General features: G+C 69.3%; 19 protein-coding genes. 6 read left to right on the top strand and 13 right to left on the bottom strand.

Annotated elements, in window-relative coordinates; genetic code table 11:
• Positions 1-2: 2 nt before the first annotated feature.
• Positions 3-1475: a metallophosphoesterase gene (locus NNI01S_RS15755; protein WP_245676178.1), complete on the top strand. Its 1473-nt coding sequence runs from the start codon at positions 3-5 to the stop codon at positions 1473-1475.
• A 15-nt stretch (positions 1476-1490) separates the two neighbouring features.
• Here NNI01S_RS15755 and NNI01S_RS15760 read toward each other — a convergent pair whose 3' ends face one another.
• On the bottom strand, positions 1491-2996 hold the full coding sequence (locus tag NNI01S_RS15760; protein WP_063020844.1) for an AIM24 family protein: 1506 nt from the start codon (positions 2994-2996) through the stop codon (positions 1491-1493).
• A gap of 349 nt (positions 2997-3345) precedes the next feature.
• The gene (locus tag NNI01S_RS15765) at positions 3346-3642 is read right to left on the bottom strand and encodes a hypothetical protein (protein WP_063020845.1); all 297 of its coding nucleotides are present in this window, start codon (positions 3640-3642) and stop codon (positions 3346-3348) included.
• Between the two features lie 408 nt (positions 3643-4050).
• Here NNI01S_RS15765 and NNI01S_RS15770 point away from each other — a divergent pair, with 408 nt between their 5' ends.
• On the top strand, positions 4051-4245 hold the full coding sequence (locus NNI01S_RS15770; RefSeq protein WP_063020846.1) for a hypothetical protein: 195 nt from the start codon (positions 4051-4053) through the stop codon (positions 4243-4245).
• Positions 4246-4342: 97 nt separating this feature from the next.
• Here NNI01S_RS15770 and NNI01S_RS15775 read toward each other — a convergent pair whose 3' ends face one another.
• From NNI01S_RS15775 to NNI01S_RS15790, 4 genes are all read right to left on the bottom strand, one after another.
• Positions 4343-5047, bottom strand: a complete 705-nt coding sequence (locus tag NNI01S_RS15775) for a DUF6081 family protein (protein ID WP_063020956.1) — start codon at positions 5045-5047, stop codon at positions 4343-4345.
• Positions 5048-5055: 8 nt separating this feature from the next.
• A complete protein-coding gene (locus tag NNI01S_RS15780) occupies positions 5056-5985 on the bottom strand; it encodes an SAM-dependent methyltransferase (RefSeq protein ID WP_084488824.1) in 930 nt (309 codons plus the stop codon).
• A 167-nt stretch (positions 5986-6152) separates the two neighbouring features.
• Positions 6153-6620: a hypothetical protein gene (locus tag NNI01S_RS15785; RefSeq protein ID WP_063020847.1), complete on the bottom strand. Its 468-nt coding sequence runs from the start codon at positions 6618-6620 to the stop codon at positions 6153-6155.
• 26 nt (positions 6621-6646) lie between these two features.
• Complete coding sequence (locus tag NNI01S_RS15790) at positions 6647-7480, bottom strand: SAM-dependent methyltransferase (RefSeq protein WP_063020848.1); 834 nt, start codon at positions 7478-7480, stop codon at positions 6647-6649.
• 255 nt (positions 7481-7735) lie between these two features.
• On the opposite strand from NNI01S_RS15790, the gene NNI01S_RS15795 reads away from it, so the two are divergent.
• Positions 7736-8632, top strand: coding sequence for a Sco1979 family transcriptional regulator (locus NNI01S_RS15795; protein ID WP_063020849.1), 897 nt, complete (start codon positions 7736-7738; stop codon positions 8630-8632).
• A 557-nt stretch (positions 8633-9189) separates the two neighbouring features.
• Here NNI01S_RS15795 and NNI01S_RS15800 read toward each other — a convergent pair.
• From NNI01S_RS15800 to NNI01S_RS15810, 3 genes are all read right to left on the bottom strand, one after another.
• Complete coding sequence (locus NNI01S_RS15800) at positions 9190-10200, bottom strand: zinc-binding dehydrogenase (protein ID WP_063020850.1); 1011 nt, start codon at positions 10198-10200, stop codon at positions 9190-9192.
• A 66-nt stretch (positions 10201-10266) separates the two neighbouring features.
• Positions 10267-11016, bottom strand: a complete 750-nt coding sequence (locus NNI01S_RS15805) for an LGFP repeat-containing protein (RefSeq protein WP_063020851.1) — start codon at positions 11014-11016, stop codon at positions 10267-10269.
• 452 nt (positions 11017-11468) lie between these two features.
• Positions 11469-12350 carry a LysR family transcriptional regulator ArgP gene (locus NNI01S_RS15810; protein ID WP_063020852.1) on the bottom strand — a complete coding sequence of 294 codons (882 nt, stop codon included), beginning with the start codon at positions 12348-12350 and terminating at the stop codon, positions 11469-11471.
• A gap of 74 nt (positions 12351-12424) precedes the next feature.
• On the opposite strand from NNI01S_RS15810, the gene NNI01S_RS15815 reads away from it, so the two are divergent.
• On the top strand, positions 12425-13048 hold the full coding sequence (locus tag NNI01S_RS15815; protein WP_218019208.1) for a LysE/ArgO family amino acid transporter: 624 nt from the start codon (positions 12425-12427) through the stop codon (positions 13046-13048).
• An 11-nt stretch (positions 13049-13059) separates the two neighbouring features.
• Here the strand turns inward: NNI01S_RS15815 and NNI01S_RS15820 are convergent, their stop codons facing one another.
• Positions 13060-13863, bottom strand: a complete 804-nt coding sequence (locus NNI01S_RS15820) for an LLM class flavin-dependent oxidoreductase (protein ID WP_063020853.1) — start codon at positions 13861-13863, stop codon at positions 13060-13062.
• Positions 13864-14420: 557 nt separating this feature from the next.
• Here NNI01S_RS15820 and curA point away from each other — a divergent pair.
• A complete protein-coding gene (gene curA / locus NNI01S_RS15830) occupies positions 14421-15437 on the top strand; it encodes an NADPH-dependent curcumin/dihydrocurcumin reductase (RefSeq protein ID WP_063020855.1) in 1017 nt (338 codons plus the stop codon).
• Here the strand turns inward: curA and NNI01S_RS15835 are convergent, their stop codons facing one another.
• From NNI01S_RS15835 to NNI01S_RS15845, 3 genes are all read right to left on the bottom strand, one after another.
• Complete coding sequence (locus NNI01S_RS15835; protein WP_063020856.1) at positions 15438-15791, bottom strand: hypothetical protein; 354 nt, start codon at positions 15789-15791, stop codon at positions 15438-15440.
• Between the two features lie 75 nt (positions 15792-15866).
• Positions 15867-16694, bottom strand: a complete 828-nt coding sequence (locus NNI01S_RS15840; RefSeq protein ID WP_063020857.1) for an SAM-dependent methyltransferase — start codon at positions 16692-16694, stop codon at positions 15867-15869.
• A 151-nt stretch (positions 16695-16845) separates the two neighbouring features.
• Positions 16846-17595, bottom strand: coding sequence for an IclR family transcriptional regulator (locus tag NNI01S_RS15845; RefSeq protein WP_063020858.1), 750 nt, complete (start codon positions 17593-17595; stop codon positions 16846-16848).
• A gap of 244 nt (positions 17596-17839) precedes the next feature.
• Between NNI01S_RS15845 and NNI01S_RS15850 the strand changes: the two genes are divergently transcribed.
• Complete coding sequence (locus NNI01S_RS15850) at positions 17840-18874, top strand: NrtA/SsuA/CpmA family ABC transporter substrate-binding protein (RefSeq protein WP_063020859.1); 1035 nt, start codon at positions 17840-17842, stop codon at positions 18872-18874.
• The last annotated feature ends 1 nt before the right edge of the window (position 18875 follow it).

Genomic DNA, 18875 nt, shown 5'->3' on the forward strand with positions numbered 1-18875 from the left:
CCGTGGTCGTGAAGAGTGTTCTGGTCGGTGTCGCCGTGCTCGTTCTCGTGGGAGTCGTCGTGCTCACGGTGGTCGGCGCCCACTGGTATGTCTGGCGGCGACTCGTGCGCGACACGACCGCGGCCGGATCGCGCGCGCGGCGCGTCGGCACCGCCATCCTGCTGGCGGCTCCCCTGCTGCTGCTGGGCACGACGGTGGCGGAGCTTGCTTCTGCTCCGTTCGCGGTGGTCCGGATCATCGCCTGGCCCGGCTATCTGTGGGGCGCGTTGTTCGTGTACCTGCTGTTGGCGCTGGCGATCGGCGAGCCGATTCGGTTCCTGGCGCTGCGCCGGTTCGATCGGGGCCGAGAGGTCTCGGAGCCGAATTCTCCTGCGGATATCGGTTCCGTGCCGGAGTCCGCGAAAGATGGTTCAGTGCGGGAGTCCGCTGCGGAAAGGGGCACCGCGGCAACTCCTCTCGCGACAGTTGGCGCCGCGCCCGGTTCTCCCGGAGGGACCGCCCCGGAATATCTCGCAGGGACCGATTCCGCCTCGGAGTCCCCTGGCGGAAATGGGTCTTCGTCGAAGTCTCCGACGGGAGACGGTTCCACACCGGAGCCCCGCCCCGACGCGGCCGCTGCCGTCCTTGCGCCGGAGCCTTCGCCGACCCGGCTACCGCGTCGCGTTTTCGTCTCGCGGATGGTGGGCGGCGCCGCTGTCGCCGCCGCGGCCACGACCGTCGGCATCGGCGCCCACGGAGTCCTGGACGGGCCGAGTGTCAAGCGCGTCGCCGTGCCGTTGGCGAAGTTGCCGCGCGGGGCCGACGGATTCCGTATCGCGGTGGTCAGCGACGTGCATCTCGGCCCGATCCTGGGGCGCGGTTTCGCGGAACGCGTGGTACGCACCGTCAACGACACCCGGCCCGATCTCATCGCCGTGGTCGGCGACCTGGTGGACGGCAGCGTCGAGCATCTCCGCTCGGCCGTCGAGCCGCTGGCCGGGCTGCGCGCCCGTCACGGCGCGTTCTTCGTCACCGGCAACCACGAGTACTTCTCCGGCGCCGAGCAGTGGGTGGAGCACGTCCAGGAACTGGGCATGCACCTGCTCGCGAACGCACGCACCGAACTCCCCGGGTTCGACCTCGCGGGGGTCAACGACGTGCAGGGCGCACGAACCGGGCAGGGCCCGGACTTCGGCAAGGCGCTCGGTGACCGCGACCGCGACCGCACCGCCGTGCTGCTGGCGCATCAGCCCGTGCTGATCGACGACGCGGTGGCGCACGGCGTCGACCTGCAGCTGTCCGGCCACACCCACGGCGGCCAGCTCTGGCCCGGCAATTACCTTGCGGGCCTGGCGAATCCGACCGTGGCCGGGCTGGAGCGGTACGGCGACACCCAGCTGTACGTCTCCCGGGGAGCCGGGGCGTGGGGTCCGCCGGTACGCGTGGGCGCACCGTCGGACATCACCGTCGTGGAACTCGTCTCGCTCCAGGCCTGACCGCGCCGGCCGGCATCAGCCGAACAGGCCGCCCAGCACGCCACCGCTCTGACCGGCTTCCTGCCCGCCGCCGGTACCGCCGACGAATCCGCCGGGCGGCAGCTCCGACGGCTGCACGATGACGAAGCCCCGGCCGGAGAACGACAGCGTCATGCCCTCGCCGGTGCTGCGGCCCATCAGCCGGCCGAACCCGAACGAATCGTTGCGTTTGATGCCCGTCTGCAAGCTCGACGACCAGGCGACCGCCGCCTGCGGGTCGGCGTAGGTGGGCTGGTCGACGTTGAGCACCACCGGCGTGCCGTGCGTGGTGATGGCGATGCGACCGCGGCCGGTGAAGACGCAGTTGAACAATCCGGCGTTGCTGGCGAATCCGGCGGCTCCCTGCACCATCCGGATGTCGTAGCGCAGGGTGGAATCGAAGGCGAGCACGTTGGCGCCGTTGATGGTGAGGCCGTCGGTGCCGTCCAAGTCGATGGTGTGCACGTCGGCGGCGCCGTTGGCGACGAAGAGGTCGCCGTGCCCGGACACCTTCATCAGCGGCACCCCCTCGCCGGTCAACCGCTGCTGGATCGCCCGGCCGATCCCGCCCGCACCGAGCGCCTGGAAATGCAGATCCCCCTGGTAGGCGACCATCGATCCGGCGCGGGCCATGACCTCGCCGCCGACGGCCACCTTGATCATCTTGCCGCCCTGCTTCTGAATGCCCGCACCGGTGACTTCGGCGTGGCTGGGGGCGAACAGTTCGCTCTGCATCGGCAGCGCTCCTTGCTGAGGTGAGGGCATCGGTGGTGGCGGCACCGCGGCGGCCGGCGCGGAATATGCCGGTTGCGGTGGGTAGGCAGGCGCGGGCGGGGATTGGTATGCAGGAGGCGGAGCCGACTGATAAGCCGGGGGTTGCGGATGTGCTGGTGGCGGAGCCGATTGATAGGTCGGTGGCGGCTGCTGCGCTGATGGAGGAGCCGGCTGATACGCCGGGGGCTGCTGATGTGCCGGTGGGGAAGCCGGAGCGGGCGGCGGGGCGGGCTCGTCGTCGATATTCACGCCGAAAGCCGTTGCGATGCCCGCCAGTCCGTTGTCGTAACCCTGGCCGACCGCGCGAACCTTCCATCCTCCGCCGCGACGATAGATCTCCACGCACACCACGGCGGTTTCGGTGCTCAAGCCCGTCATCGGGAAGGCCAGCGTCCCCGAGGAGGAGGCGATCGTCGCACGCAGCGAACCCGCGGACGCGAACGTGGGCGGCCCGTTGCCGTCCAGGCTCGCGGTGACGACGACGCGGTCCACATCGCCCGGCAATGCCGGGGTCTGGATGTCCACCACGTCGCCCGCGCCCTGGCCGTGCCGGTAGGTGACGCCGGGGGCGACCGGTTGATTGAAGAAGACGAAATCGGCATCGGAGCGCACGCGCCCCGCCGAGTCCAGTAACAGCGCCGATACGTCGACGGGAGCCGAGCAGGTGACGGTCACCGTCAGCCGATCGCCGGGCGCGGGGCGGTTCTCACCGCGGGCGAGGTCGGTCACGGCAGGCCGTCCGATCCGCGGCGGCGTCGTCGGGTTGACATGCGATTCACGGGCTCCAGTGTGTCGTGCGTGCGCAAACCGCGCCACAGGCGTACCCGGTCTGTGCAGTCACCAGGCGCTTCGCGCGGTGACCGGCGCCGATCTCCTACGGTCGCCGTGGCGGGGGCGTGTCGACACGATCAGCTCGGCGCCGTCCCTGTCTCGGCACAGGCGCCGGTGGTGCGATACCGCCACTCGACGATTCCGGTCATCGCCGCCGGCGACCGGGCATGCGGCCGATGCGGATCCGTCCGGCCGCGGCGGCGGGTGAGCCCGGCCGGGTCGACCGGGCTTTCGTCGCGGATGCGGGTCAGAGCACTTCGGCGTACATGGTGCCGTCGAGAATGCCGAATTCGACCTGCCCGGGGAACAGCGGCAGGGCGCCGGTGGCGTGCTTGCTGTGATTGAGCGCGATGGTTTCGGTGGCCCATCGGTGCAACGGCTCGGGTAGCCGCAGGACCCGATGGTCGGTGCAGCGAACGTACGGGTAGGTGATCTCGCCGGGCTGGGCGAGGGGGTTGTGGATGTCGAGGGCGGCGATGTCCAGGACCAGGCCGGTCTGCTTGGCGGAGGCGACGGTCGGTGGCTGCAGTTCGATGTCGTCCATGACCGAAGACGGTAGCTCGAAGGATGCCGGATGCGGGTGATTCCGCGCGAATGTCCCTGCGATTTCACCGGAAGTGGGGGACGGCGAGGTTCATCGAATCGGGTGAACCCCACCGCTACCACCAGCGATCGCGGTCGGCTTGGGCATGCCTGGGCCGCGCTGGAAGTCCCGGAGCCACCGGGACGGTGTTGAGCCTATGCGACGCTGAAGGTTCGCGGGGGCGATTCCGTGAATCGGTCGGCGCTATCGCTGGGGCCGGATCCGAGACCGACCCGCCGGTAACCCGTGCCGGAATGTCCGGTTTCGGGTGCTGCGCCTTACTATGCCTGCGGCGTCAAAGAAGCTGTGCGCGTTGAGTATCCGGCACCGGTGTGTGCTGTTCGGTTTTCTTCAGGAGGGTGGAAGTCGTTGCTCTATGTAGTCATCGCGGCCATTGTCATCGCATTGCTGGCTGTGTCGGCCGTGGCGATGGTGTGGGATCCGCGCCGTCGTACCGAGTCGGACGAGTACGACTACGAGTTCGGCATGGACGAGGGTGACGCCGGGACGGACGAGTACGCCCGCCCGCGCAGTGTCGAGTGGCCGCGCAAGGAGAGCGTCTGACCCGCGCGGACGGGCCGCCCGCGGGCGGTGAAAGGACCGGGTGCCCAGCCGAATGCGGCTGGGCACCCGGCATTTTCAATGACCGTGCCGCTGTCGGTCACTCCACGGTGAAGTCGCGCCACGAGGCGTGCAGCCCCTGCCCGCGCAGCGACGTGCTGCGCCCGTCTTCGATCGGATGCAGGGTGATGATGCCGAAACCGATCTGCACCGTCTCCGGCAGGTGCGGCGCACGGGTGGTGTACACCGGTGCGTCGTCGACGTACCAGCCCGCGGTGCCCGCGGCCCGATCGATGGTGACGGTGTAGCGGTGGAACTCGCCCGGCTTGATACCGACCCCGGCCAGCGGCGCGTGCACCACATGGGTGAACGCCTCCTCCGGGGGGACGACGCCCGGCACGAAAAGCCGTTCGTGGATCGCGTACGCGTGCTTGCTCGTCGCGATTAGGTCGAAGACTTGCGCGCTGCTCATATCGAGGACGTTGAACGCGGCGAAGCCGTCCCGGTAGTCTTCGCCGGTGGCGCCGATGTTCTCGGCCGCCATCTCCACCGTGAAAGTCCGCGGGCCGTCCGTGAGATCGAACGTCTCGGTCGACACCAGCAGATGTTTCGGGTTGTCCAGGATCTGGACTTCGGCGTGGGACCGGGTGAAGGCATCGATGCGGACCGACACCGCGCCCTCGCCGACCTCGGTGCGGGCTGCCGGGTCGGCGTAGCGCCAGGTCTGGTCCGGGCCGAGCGGGACTTCCAGGAAGCGCCACCGGTCCGCGCGCAGATCCGGGCCGTTCAGGTCGTCGTAGGTCATTGCGGCATTCACCTTTCGTCCGTGTCGCGCACGGCGGATTTCGATAGGCCGGGGTCGGTCGCCCGGCGGCGCAAGGTGGTCACGACGCCGTTCGACGAACCGGACTTGTAGCCGACGCCGCCGAGCAGCAGACGCTCCTCGGTCAGCCGCGGGCGCAGCGCGGGACCCATCGGCCACCAGTCGTCGAGTTCGACCAGTCCGGGCTCGATCAGTTCCAGCTCGCCGAAGTACGAGGCGATCTGCTCGCGGGTGCGGTACCAGCCCGAACCCAAACCCATCTCGGTGAAACGCCGTTGCAGCTCGACGGCCATCTCGTGCGCCTCGCCGCCGTCGGCGGGATCATAGAAATGCGTGATCGCGACGTAGGAGCCTGCCGGGAGCGCATCGATGTACCGGCGCATGATCCCGGCCGGATCCAGGTCGTCGTCGACGTGATGCAGGATGCCGCACAGGATCAGCGCCAGCGGGCGGGTGAGATCGAGGTGCGGGGTGACCTCGGAGTGCTCCAGCAGGATGTCCGGCTCGGTCAGGTCCGCGGGCACGAAATGCGTGAACGCGTTGCGCTCGAGCAGCACCCGGCCGTGGATGTTGCACACCGGATCGTTGTCGACGTACACCACGCGCGCCTGCGGATTCTGCTGCTGCGCGATCTCGTGGGTGTTGCCGACGGTCGGCAGTCCCGCGCCGATGTCGAGGAACTGGTCGATGCCCGCGGTGCCGGCCAGGTAGCGCACCACGCGGTGCAGCCAGCGTCGATTCATCCGGGCCACATCGCTCTGCCGCGGCGCGACTTCGGCGACTTTGTCGCGCACGTAGCGGTCGACTTCGTAGTTGTCCTTGCCACCGAGTGTGGCGTCGTAGACGCGGGCGATGCTGGCGCGTGTCGTGTCCACGCCTACCGGCGCGCGGACACCGGTCTTGGGAGCGGGATCGGACATGGAGACCTCTCTCTAGTTTCCGTCGCCTGGCTCACCAGCCTAGAGACCGCCGAATCGGCGAGCAATCCGTGCGGATGCGTTCGGCCAGTGCTGAATTCGTGGACCGAGAACGGTCGTGCCCACCATGATCGCTTGCCAAAACCGGTCGGTACGCACGGGCGGGTGACTCAGGACGCGCCGGGCCGGTGCAGCACCCGTCCGGGCAGCCATCCGCCCTGCACGTGCGTCACCCGCCACCAATCGATGTACACCACCACCGCCTCGATCGGTGTGGACAAGAAGGGTTCGATCTGTGGCTCCTTTCGTAACAGCGTCCGGAAGGTCTCCTCCCGCTCACCGGCATCGGTGCGCACCACGGCCGTGCCCAGGCCCTGTGCGAACGGGTGGAGGAGTCCGTCGGGCACGACCTTGACGCCGATGCTCGGATTGGCGCTCAGGCCCTCCAGCGTCCGCCCGCCCGACTCGAGCGCGAGGGTCAAGCGGAACGGATCGCCGTCCAGCTCGGCGAAGAACGCGTTGGAGCACCAGTTCACGCCCTCTTTGGACGTCGCGAGGTCGATGCTGGTGAAGCCGAGGACGCCGGTCAGCTTGTCCTGGATGTCCTGATCGGTGATCTGCACGTCGTTCGAGGTCATGTCGGGCTCCGTGGTGGGGGGCGGGCTTACCTTCTGCGGCCGACGCCGCCGAGGATGAGACGTTCGTCGGGCCACGGCGTGCGCAGTGCGGGGCCGCCGGGCCACCATTCGTGCAGTTCCACCAATCCCGGTGGGACCATGTCCAGTCCGTCGAAGAACGCCTGGATCTGCGCACGGGTGCGCCACCGGCCGGTGCCGAGGCCCTCGTCGTGCAGTGCCCGCTCGGCCAGCCTGGCCAGCGCGTGCAGGTGTTCGTTCTCGTCGGCCGGATCGTAGAAGTGGCTGATCATCACATAGGACCCCGGCGCGAGCCGCTCGATGTAGCGCCGCATGATGCCCGCGGGGTCCTGGTCGTCGTCGACGTGATGCAGGGTGCCGCACTGCATCAGCAACACCGGCCGGGTCAGGTCGAGGTAATGGTTGACCGCGGGGTCGTCGAGCACCTCGTCGGGCCGGGTCAGGTCCAGGTCGAGGAAGTGGGTGCGCTCGTTGGCTTCCAGCAGTTCCCGTCCGCGTGCGACGCAGATCGGGTCGTTGTCCGCGTAGACGACCGCGACCTCGGCACCGAGTTCCTGGGCTATCTCGTGGGTGTTCTTCTGCGTGGGCAGGCCGCTGCCCAGATCGAGTATCTGGTCGACGCCCGCCGACCGGGTGACGTACCGGACCGCGCGCTCGAGCCAGCGCCGATTGGCGGCGCCGACGTCGTCCTGATGCGGCACCGCCTTCTTCAGGTGCTGGTACACCCGCCGGTCGGACTCGAACCAGTCCGTCCCGCCGAGGGCGTAGTCGTACACGCGTGCGATGCTGGGCACGTCCGGGTCCACACCCGCTAGTCGGGTCGATGCCTCTGCCGACGTCATGGCGCTCCTTCTCCGCATGGCCACCGTCGGGGGCGACTCTACGCACAGCGGTCCCGACTCGCCCGGGAATGCGGTCGGCATATTGCGTTGGCGCTCTTGCGAATCCATGAATGCGCACCCGAATCGCGGCACGCGCCCGCGTCGGGGCCGGGGCCGGCGTACGGCCGAGTAGGATCTTCAGCCGACGTTCAGACAGCTGTGATGGTGGAGGCACTGGGCCCCGCGGTCTAACCCCCGATCGGCCGGAGGCATTGCATGAGCAACGACGAGGACAGCGGCGACAACGCGGAATTCCCTGCGGCGGAACGCGGTCCGACCGTCCTGCGGATAGCGCTCGGCAGCCGGTTGCGTCAGCTGCGCGAGGGCTGCGGGATCAGCAGGGAGGCCGCGGGCGACGCCATCCGCGGATCGCACGCCAAGATCAGCAGGCTGGAACTGGGCCGGACCGGGTTCAAGGAACGCGATCTGCACGACCTGCTGAGTCTCTACGGCGTTGTCGACCCCGCTGAACGCGAAACGTACTTCGAATTGGCTCGCCGGGCCAACGACCCGGGCTGGTGGCAGCACTACAGCGACCTGCTTCCGGCGTGGTTCGAGACCTACATCGGCCTCGAGCAGGCGGCCACCACCATCCGCACCTACGAGGCGCAGTTCGTCCCGGGCCTGTTGCAGACCGCCGATTACGCACGCGCGGTGATCCAGCTGGGCAACACCGACGAGACCGAACGCCGCGTCGCCATTCGCATGCGCCGCCAGCAGATCCTCTACCGGGCTGCCGCCCCCACACTGTGGGCGGTGATCGACGAGAACGCGCTACGCAGGCCGGTCGGCGGGATGGTGGTCCTGCGTGAGCAGATCGAGCATCTGGTCGCGATGGCCGACCGTGCCAGCATCAGGATCCAAGTGCTGCCGTACGCGGCGGGCGGGCACTCCGCCGCTGGCGGCCCGTTCAGCATCCTGCGATTTCCGGAACCCGAGCTGCCCGACATCGTCTACACCGAGCAGCTCGCCAGCTCGCTGTACTTCGACAAGCAGCGTGATGTCGAGCTGTACATGTCGGTCATGAACCGGCTCAGCGTGGAGGCGCTGTCTCCGGCCGAAAGCGTGCATTTTCTACGCGATCTGCTCACCGGGAAGCACTCGGACGAATAGGACGCGTCCGGCGGAAAAGCGGCGTCCTTACTCGACGGACGTATCGATGACGCCACGCGAGGAGTTTGCCGAGTGGGTGGTACGCCACCGGGTCTGCGGTGTGGCGGGCTGACGGGGCGGAGCCGACGCCATGCGGCAGAGGACCGGGCGGTCGGCTCGCCCGAGGTATCGCGCGCAGCCTGCGCATCGAATCCCCTGCCGGGGCGTGAAAGTCGTTGACAGCACCCGTAACTCGGCGATTCGACGGCGAACATCGATCACGGTTCGGTATCGCGGCACAGTGGCTGATGCGCATCTGTTACCTGTTCGAGCGGGTTCACGTCGATTTTCGGGGTTTTCGAGGCCGGTGGCGCCAATGCACATGCACACGCGCATGTACGTACCGATGGACGATCACCGATGCGACGCGGCCGCCGTGATGTGGCAGTATCCCTGTCGAGGTCGGGGTCTGAGGATCGGCTCGGGCACTGGCTGGTTCGGCCGCGGCGGCCCCAACGCGAGTTGGGGTCGCCGGCGGAGCCGTCACGCACCGCTCTGGTGCCCGGATTGCCGGAAGTTCACGGTGTCAGCACGATCCGGATCGGATTGCCTTCCTTGCTCTCCAGAGCGTGGACCGCCGACTCCGCTTCGGCCAGCGGAAGGACCGCGCTCACCGACTTGGCGAGATCGATCCGATGCGCGCGGCGCAGGCGCACCAGTTCGAGGACGTGATCGGGTTCGGAGCCGTAATGCCCGCGCAGCTGTTGTTGCCGGAAGCTGAAGATGGTGCCGTTCGTGATCGTGATCGGCTTGTCGGTGAGTCCGACCAGTACGAGCCGTCCTTCGTCGGCGAGGCATCCGACGGCTTGTTCGCGAACCGGCGCGGCGCCCGCGAAGTCGAACGCGGCGTCGAGCCCGGCGCCTCCGGTGGCGGCGTACACCTTCTTCGGCAGTTCCGCATCGGCGGGGTCGAGCGCGAGGTCGGCCCCGAATTCGAGGGCGCGCTGCCGAGCCGCGGGCAGCGGATCGACGGCGATGATCGGCGCGGCGCCGATGAGCCGCAGCAACTGGACCCCGTGCGCGCCGAGCCCGCCGACGCCCCATACGCCCGCCGACTCCGCGGCCCGGACCTGGCCCGTCCGGGTGATCGCGGCCCACGGTGTCGAGACCGCGTCGGGGATGAAACAAGCCTGTTCGAACGGCAAATCGTCGGGGATGGGCACCACGGTGTCGGCGGCGGCCAGCGCGTATTCCGCCCAGCCGCCGTCGTAGTCCACGCCCCGGGTGTAGGTCTTGCCGTCGCGGATCTCGCCAGCCTGCAGCAAGACTCGGTCGCCCGGCCGCAGGCCGTCGACATCGGGCCCGAGGGTGTGCACCGTGCCCGCGACCTCGTGGCCGAGGGTGACCGCGTCGCCGGTCAGGTACATCGGCGACAGCACACCCTCGATGAGGTGGACATCGGACAGGCAGACGCCCGCGGCGGCGACCGCGATCAGTACCTGGCCCGGACCCGGTGTCGGCACCGGCACGTCCTCCAAGCGGAACCGCTGCCCGTCGGCGGCGCGCGGGAAAAGTCGTCCAGCGAGCATGTCTCAACTCCTCAGCAGGCCGATCGGTCGGTTCGGATGCCGTGCGCGACGGCCCTCGGGGCCCGGCTACCGGGACCAGGTGATGCGGCCGCCCTCGAAGTCCTGGGCTTTGCCGCTCTCGAAGTCGTACTCGTCGCTGGTGGGGTAGCCGTAGCGCCCGGCTTCGCCTGCCGCGGCTTCCCAGGAATCCCGGATGGAGCCCCAGACGACGTGGGCGCCGGTGCGCGAGGACCAGTAGATGGCTCCGCCGCCGAAGAGGTTGTAGCGGCCGTTGCCGGCGCGGCCCGCGGATTCGTCGGTGATCGGGAAGCCCAGCGGGCTGCTCTCCCAGCCGTAGGAACCCCACTTGTCGCGGATCACGCCGCCGATCTGATGCGCGGCGGTGCCGACGGACCAGTAGATCGATCCGTTCTGGAAGACGCTGTAGCTGCCCGGTTTCGACGGCGTCGCCCCTTCTCGCGCCACGGGGTAGCCGAGCGGACCGCCCTCGTAGCCGAGGTTGCCCCATTTGTCGCGGATCGCGCCGCCGACTTGGTGGGCTCCGGTCTCGGGGTGCCAGTAGATGGAGGAGCCGCGCTCGAACTCCTGATAGCGGCCGCCGCGGGCGGCGGGAGCCTCGGGCGTAACGGGGTCACCGAAGAACCCCGGCCCGCCGGCCTGGTCGTACTCGGCTTCGATCTGCCCGCCGACGTCGTAGGGACCGATCGGGCGTGCGGCCGCATCGGGTCCGATGCCGGTGAGCAGGATGCCGAGCGCTGCCGCGACGGCGAATGCCCCGCGGGTGCGCGAGCGGTTCGGGCGACGGTGCCGTGCCAAAGTGAACTCCTGTGCATCTCGGGTGGGTGCGGGATGGAGCTGAAGCTGTGGTCGGCCTGCGAAGATCAAATTACCCCGCCGCGTCCCGATACGGCGGATTACGAGGTACTCGGATGCGCTGATGTCGTGCGATGCGCTCCGCGGCACTTCCCGGCACCGGCCTGTCGTCGGCGTTGGCGGTGTGGGCCGAGCCGTCGCCGCGATATCGCACCCCGGCTGCGCAGCGCGGGAGTACGAACCGCCCGGCAGCGACCTTCGCACCGAATCCGCCCGCGCCGGACGGGTTGCCGCGAGTAGCCCATCCAACTCGCCTGGGGCTCCGAACAACCAGGCGGTGCTACCGTGCCCACGGTCGCGCCTTCTCGGATACGGCGCCGCCGGGGCAGGGTGCCCGCACCACTGGCCCGGCGGTGTCACGAACCGGAAGATGGTGCCGACAAGGAAACTCGTTGTCAGCGCAGCACGTTCGCCGCCTCGGCCGCGATGGTCGCGGCAACGGCGCCGAGAGTGGGGGAGTCCAGCCGCCACTGCTGCCAGTACAGCGGGACATCGATGACGACTCCCGGATCGATCGACACCAACCGGCCGCTGGCCTGGTCGTCTCGGGTCTGCAGATCGGGCAGCATGCCCCAGCCGAGCCCCAGCCGGACCGCCTCGGCGAATCCGGTGGACGAGGGCACGTAATGGCGCGGCGGATCCAGCGGTTTGCGACTACGCCTGCGCAACAGGCGATCCTGCAGGTCGTCTTTGCGGTCGAACAGCACGACCGGAGCGGCGGCATACGTCTTCGCGGTCGCGCCGTCGGCGAACCAGGTGGCGGCGAACTCCGGGCTGGCCATCGGCCGGTAGCGGATCGCGCCGAGCCGCTCGACCTTGCAGCCCTGCACCGGTTGCGCGGTCGAGGTGATCGCCGCCATCACGGTGCCGTCGCGCAGCAGGCGCGTGGTGTGTTCCTCGTCCTCGCGGTGGATCTCGAAGCACACGCCGCGCGGCGCGCGGCCGAGCGCGGGCAGCACCCAGGTCTCCAGCGAGTCGGCGTTGACCGCGATCGGCACCCGGATCGGACCGTCGGCGGGCTCGCCGCCGAGTTCGCGCGCGGTGTCTCCCGACAGCAGCTGGATCTGCCGGGCCAGCCGGAGCACGGCCAGCCCGGATTCGGTGGCGCGCACGGGTTTCGTGCGTTGTACGAGGATCCGGCCCGCGGCGTCTTCCAATGCTTTGATCCGCTGGCTGATCGCAGACGCCGTCACGCTCAACCGCCGCGCCGCGGCGTCGAATGTCCCCTCGGTGATCACGGCGTCGAGCGCGCGAAGCTGGTCGAGTTGCAGATCCATGTTAAGAAAGCCTAATGATACGTAAGAATCTTTAGCTTGCCTGGGTATGATCCGCGCCCTTAGCGTCGCTGGACGTGAGCGTTTCCTCCGCGGCGCTGGCCGCCGTCTCCGGTTTGGGCTTCGGCTTGTCGTTGATCGTTGCGATCGGCGCGCAGAACGCGTTCGTGCTCCGGCAAGGGATCAGCGGCAGGCACGTCCACGCGGTGGTCACGGTGTGCGCGGTGTCCGACATCGTGCTGATCGCGGCCGGGGTCGGTGGCTTCGGCGTGGTCGTCGAGTCGGCTCCGGCGGTGCTCGTGGTGGCGCGCTACGCGGGCGCGGCGTTCCTGCTCGGCTATGCGATCCTGGCGGCCCGGCGGGCGTTCGGCGCCGCGGCACTGCGCACCGACGCCGGGAGGACCACCGCGGCACTCGGCGCGACGGTGGCCACCTCGCTGGCGTTGACCTGGCTCAATCCGCACGTCTACCTGGACACCGTGGTGTTGCTCGGCTCCTTCGCCAGCACCTATGCGAGCCCGGATCGCTGGTTTCTCGGTGCGGGGGCGATGCTGGCCAGCGTGCTCTGGTTCGCCGCCCTGGGCTTCGGCGCGCGGCTGCTGGGCCCGCTGTTCGCCCGTCCGCGGGCTTGGCGGGTACTGGATTCGGTGATCGCGGCGGTGCTGCTCGGCCTCGGGCTGGCGCTGCTGTGCGGCGGGTGAGAGAGCCGCGCTCAGAGCTGCGTTTTGATCTTCGCGGCGAATTCGTAGCCCGCCTCCCACTGCCCGGACGGGGCGAGGACGACACGTGTCGCGCCGGCCTCGGCGTAGGCGGTCAGTTGCCCGGCCGCCCGGCCGGGATCGGTGGGCAGTGCAGGCGCCACGACCGTCAGAGTGAGCGGCGGACGGCCGTATTCTCCGGCGAGGGTGGCCAAGTCGGCCATCTTGGCGCCGACCTCGTGCGGTTCGAGCCCGATGGCGATCCAGCCTTCGGCATAGGCGGCGGCTCGGCGCCGCGCCCGCTCCCCGTCGCCCGCGACCAGCACCGGCGGCATGGTCGCACCCGGTGCCAGGGTGACCTCGGTGCCGTCCGCGAGGGTCGCGGGCCGCCCCGTGACCAGGTCGGGCAGTACCCGCAGCGCCTCGTCCGTGCGGCGGCCCCGCTCGGTGAAGGACGCACCGGCCGCACGCCAACCGATATCCCCGTGCGCCGGGTTGCCGGTGCCGACTCCGAGGATCAGCCGGTCGCCGGAGACGTACTGCAGCGTGGCGATCTGCTTCGCGGCCCAGGCGACCGGCCGCAACGCCGGCAACAGCACGCCGTAGCCGATGCGGATCCGTTCGGTCACCGCGGCGGCGGTGGCCAGGACCACGGTGCTGTCCAGGATCGGCGCGCTCGCCACGAGATGGTCGGTGGACCACACCGAATCCAAGCCGCTCTGCTCGGCGAGGCGGGCGGCGGCGCGCACGTCGCCCAGGATGGGCTGCGCGGGATCAGGCGTCGAAGTGGGCAGGATGATGCCGATTTCCAAGGTCATGGTTCCGACGCTACGAATCGGCGGCGCCCGCGCCAATGTCCCGCCCGCTCGAGTCGATGTTCCGGACGCTCATCTCGAACACGTTGCCGGATAGCTGGTTTCGCCACTCGGTGCGGGATGGCCGATGGTCTGTGCCCCGATCGCTCACGACCCCGGAGTGCAGTTCGCCCCCGGTCCGCTGTGCGCGGGGTGTGCGATCGTGTCGTGGGAGCGGATCGGCTACCTCGATCACCGAGCGTGCTCGCGCGGCCGGGCCGGTCGCGCCGAACGCCTGTGTCGTCGCGTACATGCCCTCCATCACCAGCATCAACTGGTCGGCGAGTGCTTGCGGATCATCCAGGTGCTCGGCCGCTGACTGGCCGACACGCTGGGGCCGCGTGGGATCACGGTGAACACGGTCTCGCTCGGCATCACCGACACCGACATGAATCCCTGGCTGCATGTCAACGACGGCGCGATCTCCGGTGTGGCGGGTATGACCGCTCGCCGTCCTGGTGACCACCGGACACGGGCGGGCGCGGGCGTCCGGCGCCCGCGCTTGCGGCTAGGGTGGGCGCATGGTCGAGTCGACGCGAATCGTGCTTGCTTCCCGGCCGGTGGGCGCGCCCACCCCAGAGAACTTCCGGACCGAGACCGCGGTGCTCCCCGCTCCAGCCGAGGGCGAAGTGCTGTTGCGCACCCTGTACCTGTCGCTGGATCCGTACATGCGCGGCCGGATGAGTTCGGCGAAGTCGTACGCCGACCCGGTGGAGATCGGCGGGGTGATGGTCGGCGGCACCGTGGCCGAAGTGCTCGAATCCCGCGATCCGTCGGTCGCGCAAGGCGATGTGGTGCTGGCCTATTCGGGATGGCAGACCCATGACGTCACTCCGGCGCGCGGGGTCCGCAAACTCGATACGGGCAAGGCTCCGGTGTCCACCGCGCTGGGGGTGCTCGGCATGCCGGGTTTCACCGCGTACGCGGGACTGCGCGAGATCGGCAAACCGCAGCCCGGCGAGACGCTGGTGGTCGCCGCTGCCACCGGGCCGGTCGGCTCGGCCGTCGGCCAGATCGCGAAGATCGGCGGCACGCGCACGGTGGGCATCGCGGGCGGCACGCGCAAGGTCGCCTTCTTGAACGAACTCGGCTTCGACGTCGCGCTCGACCACCGCGCCCCCGATTTCGCCGAGCAGCTTGCGGCGGCGGTCCCCGACGGCATCGACGTCTATTTCGAGAACGTCGGCGGCGCGGTGGCCGACGCGGTCTTTCCGCTGTTGAACACCCACGCGCGCGTGCCCGTCTGCGGGCTGATCGCCAACTACAACGCGACCGATGTCCCCGACGGCCCCGATCGGCTGCCCGCCTTCTACGGCCGCATCCTGACCAAGAGCCTCACGGTGCGCGGATTCATCCAGACCGAATTCGTCCGCGAGCTCTACCCGGACTTCCTGCGGGAGATGGGGAAGTGGGTCGCCGAGGGCCGCGTGCGCTATCTCGAGGACGTCGTGTCCGGCTTGTCCGCCGCCCCTGAAGCGTTCATCGGCATGCTGGAGGGCCGCAACTTCGGCAAGGTCGTCGTGCGGGTCGCCGACTGATCACCCGGCGGCCGCGCCGCCGCCGATGCCCAGGTAGACCACCATCAAGATGAACAGGAACCAGCCCGCGCCCTGCCAGATGGGCCAGGTCCGGCCGCGGCGCCACTGCACATAGGTCTCGACGAAGGCGCCGATGCCGCCGATCAGCAGGACCACCGCCGGGCCGAGCACCACGGCGAGCTGTGCGGCGTTGTCGCACAGCAACCGGTCCGCGTCCGCGCACTCGCGCTGCGCGGCCCACAGCACGCTGAGCAGGAAGACCAGCCCGGCGGTGGCGAGGACCGAGGCGACGTAGGTCGCCGCGCGGCGGAATCCGCGCGGATCGCGCCAGCGCTTCTCGACGTCTTCGACCATGTGTCCACCACCTCGCCGTCCGCGGCCGCCGGGCTCCCCGACGGGATTGCCGAACGGCGGCGGCTCAAACGCCGCTCAGGGTTTACGCCCGACGCCGGCCCAGTACCAGGCGGAGCGCTCCTGGGCCGGTGCGGCGCCCGCATCCGGACGCCAGGCATCGACCGGAACGACACCCGGCTCGACGATTTCCGTTCCGGTGAAGAAGGATTCGGTCTCCGCGCGGCTGCGGGCGCGGAACGCGATCCCGGCCTGCTTGGCGGCGGCCACCGCGCGCGCCGTGGCCCGCGGGTCGAAATCTTCCGTGAAATGGGTGAGCACCAGATAGCTGCCGGACGGCGCCGCGTCCAGCAGCCGGCCGACGACACCGAGCGGATCCTCGCTGTCGTCGAAGAACATCATGATCGCCACCAGGAGGATCGCGACGGGCCGGTCCGGGTCGAAGGTGTCGGCCAGTGCGGGCGCGTCCAGGATGGCGTGCGGATCCCGCAGATCGGCGTCCAGGAAATCGATCCTGCCCTGCGGTGTGCTCGCCATCAGGGCTCGGGCGTGCGCGAGCACGAGCGGGTCGTTGTCGACGTAGACCACGCGCGCGGCCGGATCGATCCGCTGGGCCACTTCGTGCGTGTTGCCCGCGGTGGGGAGGCCGGTGCCGATGTCGAGGAATTGCACGATGCCCGCTTCGCGGGCGAGATGACCCACCGCCCGGCCGAGGAACGCGCGATTGGCGCGGGCCATCTCGCGGATGGTGGGGATGTGCATGGCGACGGTGTCGCCGAGCGCGCGATCGGCCGGATAGTTGTCCTTGCCGCCGAGCCAGTAGTCGTAGACCCGCGCCTCGTGCGCGAGGCCCGTGTCGAGCTTGGTCGAGACCCCGGCGCGCGCCCGCGCTTGACCGTTCGGCATGCGACTCCCTTCCCAGGCAACGCCGGCCCTCGCCGACGCGGACTGCTGTCGCCTTCCGAATGACGACCCCGCCCTATGCATTACGCGTCAAGAATAAGGTGGCGTATCCGCGCCTGCGGTCTTTCGACCGGATCGTCCCATTTCCGGGGGTTTAGTCGGCGGCGGCGAACCTGGCCGCGATCTCCTGCGCGGTGACCTTCGCGAGTTCGACGAAGAACGGCACCCGTTCGGGGATCATCAGCGTCGTGGGGCCGCGCAGGCCGAGTGCGAACCGGCAGCGGCCTGCCGGATCCAGGATGGGCAGGCCGATGGTGCGGAAACCGGGATCGAGTTCCTCGTCGTTGTAGGCGTAGCCGCGCTCGCGCGTGGTGACCAGTTCGGTGCGCAGTTCGCCGGGCCCCGACACCGAGCGCTCGGTGCCCTCGTCGTAGGGGAGTTCGCGCAGTTGCTCGTCGGTGGCCTCGGACCAGGCGAGCAGGGCCTTGCCGAGCGCACTGGCGTGCAGCGGCAGGCGCACGCCCTGCAGTTTGTGCCCGTCGGTCTCCCGCCACCGGCTGGTGCCGAGCAGGACGGCGTGGATGCCGTGGCGGGTGGCGACCGAGCAGCTGGCTCCGGTGGTGCCCGCGAGCTGCTCCAGATACGGCTCGGCGAGATAGATCCGGTGCTGGCGGTAGGCGATCTGCCCCCACTCCGCCAGCGCGCCGCCCATGCGATACCGGCTGGATTCGGCGCTCTTCTCCAGAAACCCCGCCTGCACGAGCGTGGCCAACAGCCGGTGGGTGGTGCTGACCGCGAGACCCTGCTGCCGCGCAACCTCCGAGACGCCGCGCTCCTGGCCGTCGCGGAAGCAGTCCAAGACCGACAGGGCGCGGGTGACGGTCTGCACGCCGGAGGGTTCCACGGATGTGACGGTAACACAGCTGGGGGAGGCGAAGGGTTTGTGCTTTCCAATATTTGGAAAAGCTCGACGAAGCAGCGATTCCGGTCCAAGACGGAAGCCCTAGCAAGCGCTTAAGAACCGAGCAGTACAGCCGACTCGATATGTCAAGCTTTCCGATCTACGGAAAGCATTACCTCGTGACCCCGCTCCGTCGTCCCTACTCTGCGAGGGCATTGATCGACAATTCGGACAAGGAGTCCTCACGATGTGGCGGCAAGCCCTCATGCGCATCGCGCTAGCGATCGTTCCCCTCGTCGCACTCGTCGCCGCGTGTGGTTCGGACACCGGCAGCGACACCGGCGCAGGCGCCTCCTTCGTGCTCAAGGTCGCCGACCCGGGCAACTCCGGTCCGCTGGCGGTCGGCAAGCGCGACGGCGCCTTCGACGCGGCGCTGGCGCCGCTCGGCGCGAAGATCGAGTGGGTCGGCATCACCCCCGGCTTCAGCTCCAACCTGAAGTTGTTCAACACCAAGGAACTCGACGTCTCGGGCGCGGCGTTCAGCCCCGTGGTGGGCGCGCTGTCCAAGGACGTCGGCGTGCGGATCGTCGCGGTGCAGGATCCGGCGGGCAAGGACCAGAGCGGCATCATCGTGACCCCGGAATCGGGCGTGCACTCGGTGGCCGATCTGGCCGGCAAGCGCGTCGCGGTGAACCCCGCCGCCAAAGGTGAGTACATCCTGCTGAAAGCGCTCGCGCAGGCGGGTGTCCCGGCCGACAGGGTGACCCGGGTGCCGCTGCAGCAGAAGGACGCCGCCTCGGCGTTCGCAACCGGCAAGGTGGACGGCTGGGCGTCGTTCCTGGTGCCCTACCAGGAGGCCAAGGCCAACGGCGGCGTCGAGATCGCCACCGAGAAGAGCATCGGCTCCAACGACAACTCGGTCGTCGTATTCCGCACCGAGGTGCTCGACCAGCGCCCGGACGTGGCGGCGAAGTATCTCGACGTGCTGCAGGACCTCACGGCGAAGCAGCGCGCCAACCCCGCCGACTTCGAGAATGTCTTCGAGAAGACCGGCCCGCGCGCACTGTCGGGCGCGCGACTGGCCGACGCCCACCGGGTGGGCGGCGAGGCAACGGTGCCGCACCTGCCCACCGAGGCGGACGCCACCGCCCTGGCCGACGTGGTGGACACCTTCTTCGGCAACGGCGTCATCACCCGCAAGATCACCGCCGCCGACATCTTCTACGACTTGAAGTCCCGGCTGACGCCCGAGCAGCTGGCCTCGATCCAGGCGGGCAGCTGAG

The organism is Nocardia niwae NBRC 108934 = DSM 45340, from assembly GCF_001613465.1.
Taxonomy (GTDB): domain Bacteria; phylum Actinomycetota; class Actinomycetes; order Mycobacteriales; family Mycobacteriaceae; genus Nocardia; species Nocardia niwae.

Bases quoted from the DNA above. Each gene is read 5' to 3' on its own strand.
- NNI01S_RS15765 (WP_063020845.1), bottom strand. From the start codon at position 3,642: ATGGACGACATCGAACTGCAGCCACCGACCGTCGCCTCCGCCAAGCAG.
- NNI01S_RS15775 (WP_063020956.1), bottom strand. From the start codon at position 5,047: ATGACCTACGACGACCTGAACGGCCCGGATCTGCGCGCGGACCGGTGG.
- NNI01S_RS15780 (WP_084488824.1), bottom strand. From the start codon at position 5,985: ATGTCCGATCCCGCTCCCAAGACCGGTGTCCGCGCGCCGGTAGGCGTG.
- NNI01S_RS15785 (WP_063020847.1), bottom strand. From the start codon at position 6,620: ATGACCTCGAACGACGTGCAGATCACCGATCAGGACATCCAGGACAAG.
- NNI01S_RS15790 (WP_063020848.1), bottom strand. From the start codon at position 7,480: ATGACGTCGGCAGAGGCATCGACCCGACTAGCGGGTGTGGACCCGGAC.
- NNI01S_RS15795 (WP_063020849.1), top strand. From the start codon at position 7,736: ATGAGCAACGACGAGGACAGCGGCGACAACGCGGAATTCCCTGCGGCG.
- NNI01S_RS15800 (WP_063020850.1), bottom strand. From the start codon at position 10,200: ATGCTCGCTGGACGACTTTTCCCGCGCGCCGCCGACGGGCAGCGGTTC.
- NNI01S_RS15810 (WP_063020852.1), bottom strand. From the start codon at position 12,350: ATGGATCTGCAACTCGACCAGCTTCGCGCGCTCGACGCCGTGATCACC.
- NNI01S_RS15820 (WP_063020853.1), bottom strand. From the start codon at position 13,863: ATGACCTTGGAAATCGGCATCATCCTGCCCACTTCGACGCCTGATCCC.
- curA (WP_063020855.1), top strand. From the start codon at position 14,421: ATGGTCGAGTCGACGCGAATCGTGCTTGCTTCCCGGCCGGTGGGCGCG.
- NNI01S_RS15835 (WP_063020856.1), bottom strand. From the start codon at position 15,791: ATGGTCGAAGACGTCGAGAAGCGCTGGCGCGATCCGCGCGGATTCCGC.
- NNI01S_RS15840 (WP_063020857.1), bottom strand. From the start codon at position 16,694: ATGCCGAACGGTCAAGCGCGGGCGCGCGCCGGGGTCTCGACCAAGCTC.
- NNI01S_RS15850 (WP_063020859.1), top strand. From the start codon at position 17,840: ATGTGGCGGCAAGCCCTCATGCGCATCGCGCTAGCGATCGTTCCCCTC.